The sequence below is a fragment of the Paramesorhizobium salinisoli genome, from assembly GCF_003335045.1.
Classification (GTDB): domain Bacteria; phylum Pseudomonadota; class Alphaproteobacteria; order Rhizobiales; family Rhizobiaceae; genus Paramesorhizobium; species Paramesorhizobium salinisoli.
The window spans coordinates 1-240 of sequence record NZ_QOZG01000184.1; the positions used below are offsets into that span (position 1 = coordinate 1).

The 240-nt window shown below is 67.5% G+C and carries 1 protein-coding gene; it reads left to right on the forward strand.

Features of this window, described 5'->3' with window-relative positions:
- Positions 1-240: autotransporter-associated beta strand repeat-containing protein (locus DUT91_RS25435; RefSeq protein WP_147272329.1), on the forward strand; the 240-nt coding region annotated here is incomplete at both ends.

Consider the following 240-nt stretch of genomic DNA (forward strand, 5'->3'; position numbering starts at 1 on the left):
GAACACCTATGCCGGCGGAACGGAAATCTCGGCGGGGACGCTGCAGCTGGGTGACGGCGGCACGGCCGGCTCCATCGTGGGCGATGTGCTCAATGACGGCACGCTGACCTTCAACCGTTCCGGCACGCTGACCTTCGCCGGAAAGATCTCCGGCACGGGCGCGGTGCACCAGATCGGCAGCGGCGTGACGGTCCTGACCGGCGAGAACACCTATGCCGGCGGAACGGAAATCTCGGCGGG